Raw genomic sequence first — 8,956 nt, 5'->3', positions numbered from 1 at the left:
AGAGGACGCTGCGAAAGGCTTGATGATGAGTTACCGGATTGAGCGAGCGGCCCGACGGACCATGTACGTTGCAATAGTCGTTGGGAGTTTGGCAGTCCTGGCATCGATCTATGGAATCGTGTTCCCGGTACGTCTTGCATGGCGGGGGGACAAGGTTTCTGCAGTTAGGCCAGAAATTCGCCTTCTGCTTTGGGAAAGCGCACAACCAACGGTCTCGATGGCGGGATTGCCTTCGAGTACATGTATCAGGGTCAACAATCTAAGCCTCTAGGCTCGTTCATGCTCGTGAAGAGCGATTGCAAAGCGGGGTGAAAGGGAGCAGTGCGGGGAGCTGTTGGCTGCGCTGGATGGCTGCTCTGCCGCGCCTTGTCGGTGGTCACAAGTGGTGGTACAAGCCCGGCGGCAGTCGCGCTGATTTGTACTGATTTTTCAATGTGAAGCTGTGCATCGGTCGCCTCGTTCCGGGCGCGCCATTCCGCTACAAAACTGGGCACTCCAAAACCTCCCATTTCTGCGCCGGGCGAGATCATCGCGCCGCTGCTCATGTTCGTCACCGCGTAAGCCTGGAGCTGGTGACGGCCTTTCCGGCCGGCCTCGGCGGAGCGAAAAATCGCGTGGCATCGCCGAATGTGCGGCCGGTGCGCTTGGTCGGCCGCAGCGTCATGGCACCACGGCGAAGCAGTGGTTCCCGTCTTTATCGGCCGTGTGGCGCCGGTTAGATTGAGGACTCGCCAGAGACGCCTGGACATGTCGGTGAATATGGAGATGACCCATGAAGCTCGCGCATGACGGAATCCAGCTGTCCTTCGACATTGCCGGCGCGGGACCGCTTCAATTCCTGTTCGTCCATGGCCTCGGCGGGGATCGCACGCATTTTGCGCCGCAGATGGAGTATTTCGCCAGTCAAGGTCGGGCATTGAATGCCGAGCTGCGCGGGCATGGTGAGAGCGACAAGCCGCAACAGGCGTATTCGATCGAAAGCTTCGCCGATGATCTCGTCTTTCTGTGCAACCGACAGCAGATCACAAAGCCGATCATCGTGGGTCAAAGCATGGGTGGCAACATGGCGCTCGAAATCGCCGCCCGCTATCCGGACTTTCCTGCAGGCCTGGTGCTGCTCGACTCAGGGGTGCTCTTCCCTGCCTCGGCAGGGACGGTGTTCGCCGGGTATCTGGAGGGCTTAAGGGGCGCGAATTTTGCGGACGAGGTACGGAAAATCGTAGCGGACTCCTGTCTGCCGACCGACAGATGCCGCGCCCATGTTGAACAGACCTTTCTGGCGACGCCACAGCACGTGCTGGTGTCCACGTTTACAAGTCTGTTTCCCTGGGATGTGCATCGGGCGCGTGAATGCGCCCAGGCGTGCCGGGTCCCGGTGCTCTACATCGAAGCGGCCCATCGGCTCGCGGATCTGGATCGTTTTGCGGAGCTGTGCCCGCAGCTGGTCACGGCCAAGGCCGTCGGCTCCGGACATTTCCTGTCGCTGGAGGTGCCGGAGCAGATCAACCCGATGATCGACCGGTTTATCTCGCTCTACGTGCGAAGACCCGGGTAAGCTTCGCCTTCGGCCGTGACGCGCCGCGACCGGCGTCCGTCGGGAAGCCACAATGCGCTGCCGGGCAAGGACGAAACCCTTTGCCGGCCGGGCGAAGCCGGCCGGAAACAAACCGGGCCTAACCTCCCCGGAGCTTTCCCGTCCAACCCGATTCAAGGGAGGATTTTATGAAAGCAGCGCTCTTGGTCCTGTCGCTTCTTGGCCAGCCCACGATTCCGATTTCAGACCGTGTGCCCATCTTCAATGTGGAAGCCCTTTGCCGGGACGTTTCCGCCGACGACAAGGCCTCAGGGCTCACCCTGGCGCAGGACGCCGGCGAGTGCGTGCGTGACGAGACAATTGCGCAGCAACAGCTGAGCTCGACCTGGCTGACTGTTCCGGGCCCCGCGCGCGATAGTTGCGAAGGCGAGGCTGCTGCAGAGGGAATAGAAAGCTATGTCGATCTGCTCACCTGCCTGCAGATGGCAGGCTGGGCGAATCCGACTCCGCCGCCGAAGCCCCCGCTCAGGGGAGCGAGCAAGATGCGGAACGCCAAGAATGAGCTGCGGAACGAATTGAAGAATTAGCTGCGCAGGTGACAATGGGGACGAGAAGACGGCGGAGCAGCTTCTTGGCAGGTCGCGTATCATAGCGTGCGCGTTCGCCGGCAGCGGGGTCCTGCGAGCGATGCGACGAAGTTCCGGGCGCCGGGTGGCGGTCGCCATCAATGATGGGCCGACACGCCCTTGATGCATTGGGTCAACAGATCAACGCTGGCGAATTGGCTGACATCGCCCAGGCTGATCATGCCGACCATCCGCCTGCTCTTGTTGATCACGGGCAGCCTGCGGATTTTCAGCGTCTCCATGTGATGCACGGCTTTCGCCAGATCGTCGTCTTCCCGGCAGCAATGGATGCCTTCGGTCATCACGTCCCGCGCCGTCATGCGCGCGGCGTTGAAGTTCTTGCTCGCGAGGCCTTTGCAGACGATGTCGCGATCGGTCACCATCCCGATCAGATGGTCGTCATCGCCGATCGGAATGCAGCCGATGTCGTGCCCTTGCATCAACTTCGCGATCTCGGTGATCGGGGTGTCCGGGCTGACCCAATCGACACCCTTGTGCATCACGTCCTTGACCTTCATGGAGGACCTCCGTTGCGAACGCAGCCCCCGTGACGCGATTATACTACGAACCGGGCGCGACCGCACGCGCGCCGCGACGAAGGCGCAGGAAAAATCATCCCGCTGCCATGCTGCGTCAACCGTGCGTGCTGAAGCGTCCATGCGGCGCACTGGCCGTCAGCCGTTCGAACTGTGCATGCGTCAGGTGAAGCAGCGTCTCATGGTCGCCGGCTTCGATATAGATCTCGGGCTGCGCCCGGATGCTGTCATCGACGATGAGATCGAGCCCGTAGCATCGGCCTACCGCCGGAACGGCTCCATGCGCGCAGTCCGCGAACAGCCTGTTGATCTCGGTTTCGTTCGCCATCACGAGATCCGCGCCGAGCTTCTCCTTCAAGTCCGGCAAGTTGAGACGGTGCGATGCCGGAACGATCGCGAGCATATAGCCGCCGTCATGGCGCAGCACGACGGCCTTGGCGAAACGATCGCCCGAGACGTGGCAGGCCTGCGCCGTGCGCGCGGATGACATGGTGAAAACGTGCGGGATCTCGACATACTGGATGTTCTCGGCAGCCAGGTATCGGTGGAGCGTGGGGGCAATGGTCATAGCGTAGCCTTTCGGATGGATATGCGAGCCATCCATCGTGAGGCTGCCCCGCCGCACGATGGGCGGCCGCGTGATTGCCGGATGCCAGCATAGGCCTCGCGCTCGAATGCGGCAATCGAGTCGGGGGTTCAGATCGTTCCGGGCGCGCCTTTCCGCTTCGTTTGCCGCCGATCGATTGTGGCTTTTGCTGCGCTTCTCGTGTCTTACGGGATCCTTGCCACAACGTTGGGCCGGTTCTCCCTGAGCCACGCGACGGCCTCGGGTCCATCGACGACGCACGCGAAGGTTTCCCAGGTCGGGTCCTCCAGGGACTCCGATTGCAGTCGCTTCGCCGCATACTCGACGAGATCGTGCAAGCCCTCGTATCCTCGTCGGTGCTCGAGGGACTCTGCAATCGCCGTGCTGGTCCAGCCTCGTCGGGCCAGATCGACAATGCTCGGAGCGTCAGCCTCGCTGAACCAAGGTGTGGCATCGAACTCGATGCAGCGGACATTATCGGCGGTGTGGCAAGTGGCGTGGATCATGGGATTCCTCCGTTCGCCGGCTAGGTTTCACATCGCTGCCTCGCACGCGCTCAGACTTTGACCAGGTCCCCCAGCAGGTTCGCCGCCACCGTCAGCTTGGCAAGCGTCAGGCCGCTGGCCGCAATCTCCTCGACCGAGCGGCGGATGCGCGCCGCTTCGGGGTGAGCCGCGAGCCAGGTCTCGACGGCCTGCTGGCCGGACTGGCCGGTTGCCAGCATATCCGCGGCCAGTCTTCGTTCGGCGCCGGCGATCTGCTCGACGGCGCGATCGACCGCCATGCGTTCGAAATAATCATTTGCCGGCACGCTGCGCGCGGCGGCGATGATGCGGTCGAGACGGAAATTGGCTTCCGCAGCGAAGAAGGTTGCGGCAGCATCGCCGATGGCGCGGGAGGTGCGCTCGGCGACCGTCACGATATCGGGTGCCGCGATCAGAGGGTCGAGATCGGCGAGCTCACCGGCGAGGCCGGCCGGGACGCCGGCATCGGTGAGCTCCTGGCGCCGCTTGCCGCGCGCGGCCTGCAGGTCCGGCGGCAGGGTGGTGTCGAGGGAGGCCGCGATCTCGCGGATACCCGGGCCAAAACGTCCGATCACCGCCTCGAGGCCGTCCTTGAAATCGACATTGCGCACGTACCAGACCATGCGGGAAATCAGGAGGTCCTGGACCGTCGCGTAGAGGCCGAGCTGCACCTGCCCGTCGATGCGGGTGTCGAGCGCGTCGATCGCGTCATTGAGCCGCCTGAGCTCGTAGATCGCGTCCACCGCCACCTGCGCCATGACGATGGTGGAGATATCGGCGTCGGTCTCGTCGGTCAGGCGCACGATACACGCCGGGCCGCCGCGGTTGATCACGGCATTGACGAGACTGGTCGCGATGATCTCGCGTCGCAGGCGATGGAGCTCGACCGCGGCCGGGAATCTATCGGGAACCTCGCGCGGAAAATACAGGGACAGTCTGCGGGCGAGATAAGGATCATCAGGCACGCTGGTGAGGAGCAGGTCCTCGTAGAGCGTCAGCTTGGCGTAGGCGAGCAGCACGGCAAGCTCGGGCCGTGTCAGGGCCTGGCCGCGCCGTGTACGCTCGGTGAGCGCTGCGTCGTCGGGCAGGAACTCCACGGCGCGGCTGAGCAGGCCGCGCTGCTCGAGCGACTGCATCAGGCGGGTGAGGAAGCCGGTCTCGGCCACGCCCTTGCGCTCGGCGAGCGAGAGCGCCAGCGTCTGCAGATAGTTGTTGCGCAGCACCAGCGTGCCGACCTCGTCGGTCATCGCGGCCAGCAGGCTGTTGCGATCGGCGAAGCTGAGGCGGCCCTCGCGCTCGGGGCGCGCCAGCGCGACCTTGATATTGACCTCGACGTCGGAGGTGTTGACGCCGGCCGAATTGTCGATGGCGTCGGTGTTGAGCTTGACGCCCTTCTGCGCCGCTTCGATGCGGCCGCGCTGGGTGACGCCGAGATTGGCGCCCTCGCCGATCACCCGGGCGCGAACGTCAGTGCCTGCGATGCGGATCGGATCGTTGGCACGGTCGCCGGCCTGATCGTCGCTCTCTGCAGATGCGCGGATATAGGTGCCGATGCCGCCAAACCACAGCAGGTCCGTGCGCGCTTTCAGGATCGCCGTCATCACCTCGAACGGCGTGGCCTGCTCCTTGTCGAGATCGAGCAGGCTGCGGACTTCCGGTGCGAGCGGGATCGCCTTGAGCGTGCGCGAGAACACGCCGCCGCCCTGCGAGATCAGCGACTTGTTGTAGTCCTGCCAGCTCGATCGCGGCAGGTCGAACAGACGCTTGCGCTCGGCGAAGCTGGTCGAAGGGTCGGGGGAGGGATCGATGAAGATGTCGCGGTGATCGAACGCCGCCACGAGCCTTGTCGCCGGCGAGAGCAGCATGCCATTGCCGAAGACGTCGCCGGACATGTCGCCGACGCCGGCAGCCGTGAACGGCATGGTCTGAATGTCGGTGCCGAGCTCGCGGAAGTGGCGCTTGACCGCCTCCCAGGCGCCGCGCGCCGTGATCCCCATCTTCTTGTGGTCGTAGCCCTGGCTGCCGCCGGAGGCGAAGGCGTCGCCGAGCCAATGGTTCTTCTCGGCCGAGATCGCGTTGGCGACATCGGAGAAGGTGGCGGTGCCCTTGTCGGCGGCGACCACGAGGTAGGGGTCGTCGCCGTCATGGCGCACAGTGGAATCGGGCGGCACGACGGCGTCGCCGTCGAGATTGTCGGTGAGCTCGAGCAGCGAGCGCACGAAGATGCGATAGGCCTCGGTGCCTTCCGCGAGCCAGGCGTCGCGATTGGACGGCGGCGGCAGCCGCTTGGGCACGAAACCGCCCTTGGCGCCGACCGGCACGATCACGGCGTTCTTGACCTGCTGCGCCTTCACGAGACCCAGGATCTCGGTGCGGAAATCCTGCGGCCGGTCGGACCAGCGCAAGCCGCCGCGCGCGACCTTGCCGAAGCGCAGGTGAATGCCTTCGACCCGCGGCGAGGAGACGAAGATCTCGTAGAGAGGCCGCGGCGCCGGCAAATCGTCGATCCGCCGCGCGTCGAACTTGAAGGAGATGACCGGACGCGGATGTCCATCGTCGCCGATCTGCCACAGATTGGTGCGGATGGTTGACTGCACCAGATTGGTGAAGCGGCGCAGGATGCGGTCTTCATCGAGCGAGGCGACGGATTTGAGCTGCTCCTCGATCTCGGCAAGGAGTGCCGTCTCGCGCGCCGAACGCTCGCGATCGGTAAGCACGAGGCGTGGATCGAGGCGGGTCTGGAACAGTGCGACGAGGGTGGCCGTGATCGCGGCGTTCTTGCGCAAGGTCTCCCACATGTAATCCTGGGTGAACGGAGCGCGGATCTGGTGCAGATAGCGCGACAGCGCCCGGATCGTCGAGACCTCGCGCCAGCCCAGCGCGGTGCGCAGGATCAGGGCGTTGTATCCGTCGGATTCGGCGCGATCTGTGACCACCGCCATGATCGAGGCTTCCAGGCGATGGCTGAATTCCGGATTGATCTCGATCGGCTGGCCGTCGCTGGTCTCGATCGTCATCTCATGCAGCCAGACCGGCTCCGGCCTGTTGCCGGGCACGATCTGATAGGTGCGTTCGTCGACCACGCGCAGGCCGTGATTTTCGATCACCGGCACGCGATAGGACAGCGATAGCGGTGCGGCGTCGGAGAACACCTTCAGGCCGAAGCGCCTGGGATCGTCCTCGCCCTTGTCGCGGTGCACCGAAATCGTCACCGGGCGGGCCGGCGTCAGCCTTTCGATGGTGGCGATGTCGGCGATGGCCTGCTCCGCCGTGAAAACCTCGGTATAGCCGCCGCTAAAGGCCTGGGCATAACGATTGGCGATCATGCGCGCCCGCATGCCGTCGGTCGACGCGGTGAGCGCGGCCTTCAGCTTGTCGGTCCAGGTCGCGGCAATGGCGCTGATGCCGGCTTCGAGCGCGGCGCGCTCGACGACGGGCGTTTTGCCTTCATAGCGCCCGATGATGAAGTGGACGCGCGCAAGTGCGCCCTCAGGGAACGATACGTAGGACGCCGACAGGGTCCCCTTGTAGACCTGCGACAGGAAGGCTCCGACCCGCGTGCGGACGTCGGTGTCGTATTTGTCGCGCGGAATGAAGGTGAGAATGGAGACGAAGCGATCGAACTTGTCGACCCGCGCCAGCGCCCGGACGCGCGGGCGCTCGTAGAGGATCAGGACCTCGATGACGAAATTGTAGAGCGTGTCGACGTCGATCTGGAACAGCTCGTCACGCGGATAATCTTCCAGGATATGCATGAGCGCCTTGCCCGAATGGCCGTTCGGGTCGAAGCCGGCGCGCTGCAGCACCCGCGAAACCTTGTGGCGCACATAAGGGATCTGCCGCACCGAGCGGGTATAGGCGCCGGAGGTAAACAGGCCGACGACGCGCAATTCGCCCTCGAGCCGGCCGTCGGGTGCATAGAGCTTGATCCCCACATAATCCATCCGGATGCGCCGATGGACGAGGCTTGAGACATTGGCCTTGATGACGATCAGCAGGGTCGGCTCGTGCATGAACTCGCGGATTTCCGACGTCATCACCACCATTTCGTTGCCGCGTCGCAGGACCTTCACGTCGGGATCGCGCAGGATGCCGAGGCCTTCGCCGCTGGTGATGTCGTCGGACGCATCGCTGTCGGGCGAGAAGCGATATTCGCGCACGCCGAGGAAAGTGAAATTGTCCGCGCAGAGCCATTGCAGGAACTGACTGGCCTCGGCGACCTCGTCGATCGGCAGCGGCGGCGGATTGGAAGCGAACGTCTTGATTGCTTCCTCGACGCGGTCACGCATGGCGCGCCAGTCGGTGACGCAGGCGCGGACGTTGTTCAACGCCCTGGTCAGTCCGTCGATCAGCTTCTGGCGATCGGCGTCGGCGTCCAGGCGGGTGATGTGGAGGTGGATCAGGCTTTCGCGCGCGCCTCTTGCGCCCTCCGGCAGTGCCTCGCCGTAGAACCGCAGCAGCTTGCCCTCGGCATCGCGCTCCACGGCGATGATCGGGTGGGCGACGAGGGTGACTTCGATGCCCTGCTCGGCGAGCTCCGCCATCGTGGAGTCGTACAGGAAAGGCATGTTGTCGTTGAGAATCTCGAGCACGGAAATCTCGCGCCCGTTCGGCAACGTCGGATTGACCACGCGGATATCGGCGCTGCCCGACGTGCGCCGCTGCACATGCTCCCAGGCTTGCTCCGCCAGGACGGCGAGCGAGGCGGCGTCGTAATTGTCGAGATCCTCGATATTGCTGTAGCCGAACAAGGGCTCGGCAAAGGCCCGCGGGCTCTTGCCCGGCGGCACGCTGCCTGCTGCATCGCGGATCAAGGTTGCCCGGGCCTTGTCGTCACGCCACGCCATCATGTCCTCCATTTGCCGCGCCGTCCGACCGCAGTCGCGATCCTCAGCCTAATTCTGGAGTGCATCTCGTCGAGCGCCGCGATCGCGTGGATAGGCAAGATCCCCGGTCTCGTGCGTCGGCAGCTTCCGACGACAATACTACGATCCCGGAGCGAAAGGCGCACGCTGTTGTGAGGCGTGCCGGAATTTCCGACAGTGGCTGGCGAGGCCGCCGAATCATCGAGGTGAGAAAATTACGAGCAATTTCAATTGTGTATGAGCTCGTGTTTTTATTCTCAATGGCGCGCTGGAGCACCGTTCCGA

6 protein-coding genes are annotated in these 8,956 nt (G+C 64.0%); 2 read left to right on the top strand and 4 right to left on the bottom strand.

Annotation, left to right across the window (positions count from 1 at the left end; all coding sequences use genetic code 11):
* The first annotated feature begins 772 nt into the window (after positions 1–772).
* Positions 773–1,555 (top strand): alpha/beta fold hydrolase, encoded by a 783-nt coding sequence (locus tag AB4Z51_RS43130; protein WP_085399985.1) that lies wholly within the window; start codon positions 773–775, stop codon positions 1,553–1,555.
* Between the two features lie 167 nt (positions 1,556–1,722).
* Positions 1,723–2,121 carry a hypothetical protein gene (locus AB4Z51_RS43125; RefSeq protein ID WP_085399987.1) on the top strand — a complete coding sequence of 133 codons (399 nt, stop codon included), beginning with the start codon at positions 1,723–1,725 and terminating at the stop codon, positions 2,119–2,121.
* Positions 2,122–2,258: 137 nt separating this feature from the next.
* Here AB4Z51_RS43125 and AB4Z51_RS43120 read toward each other — a convergent pair whose 3' ends face one another.
* The 4 genes from AB4Z51_RS43120 to AB4Z51_RS43105 all read right to left on the bottom strand — a co-directional run bounded on the left by AB4Z51_RS43120 (position 2,259) and on the right by AB4Z51_RS43105 (position 8,665).
* Positions 2,259–2,678, bottom strand: a complete 420-nt coding sequence (locus AB4Z51_RS43120) for a CBS domain-containing protein (protein ID WP_085399989.1) — start codon at positions 2,676–2,678, stop codon at positions 2,259–2,261.
* Between the two features lie 115 nt (positions 2,679–2,793).
* Positions 2,794–3,264, bottom strand: coding sequence for an aminoacyl-tRNA deacylase (locus tag AB4Z51_RS43115; protein ID WP_085400052.1), 471 nt, complete (start codon positions 3,262–3,264; stop codon positions 2,794–2,796).
* 203 nt (positions 3,265–3,467) lie between these two features.
* Positions 3,468–3,788, bottom strand: a complete 321-nt coding sequence (locus AB4Z51_RS43110; RefSeq protein ID WP_063979802.1) for a hypothetical protein — start codon at positions 3,786–3,788, stop codon at positions 3,468–3,470.
* Positions 3,789–3,838: 50 nt separating this feature from the next.
* Positions 3,839–8,665: an NAD-glutamate dehydrogenase gene (locus AB4Z51_RS43105; protein WP_354080286.1), complete on the bottom strand. Its 4,827-nt coding sequence runs from the start codon at positions 8,663–8,665 to the stop codon at positions 3,839–3,841.
* Between the last annotated feature and the right edge of the window lie 291 nt (positions 8,666–8,956).

The sequence above is a fragment of the Bradyrhizobium sp. 2TAF36 genome (genome assembly GCF_052114925.1).
GTDB classification, from domain to species: domain Bacteria; phylum Pseudomonadota; class Alphaproteobacteria; order Rhizobiales; family Xanthobacteraceae; genus Bradyrhizobium; species Bradyrhizobium barranii.
This window is presented reverse-complemented; position numbering and strand designations above follow the sequence as displayed.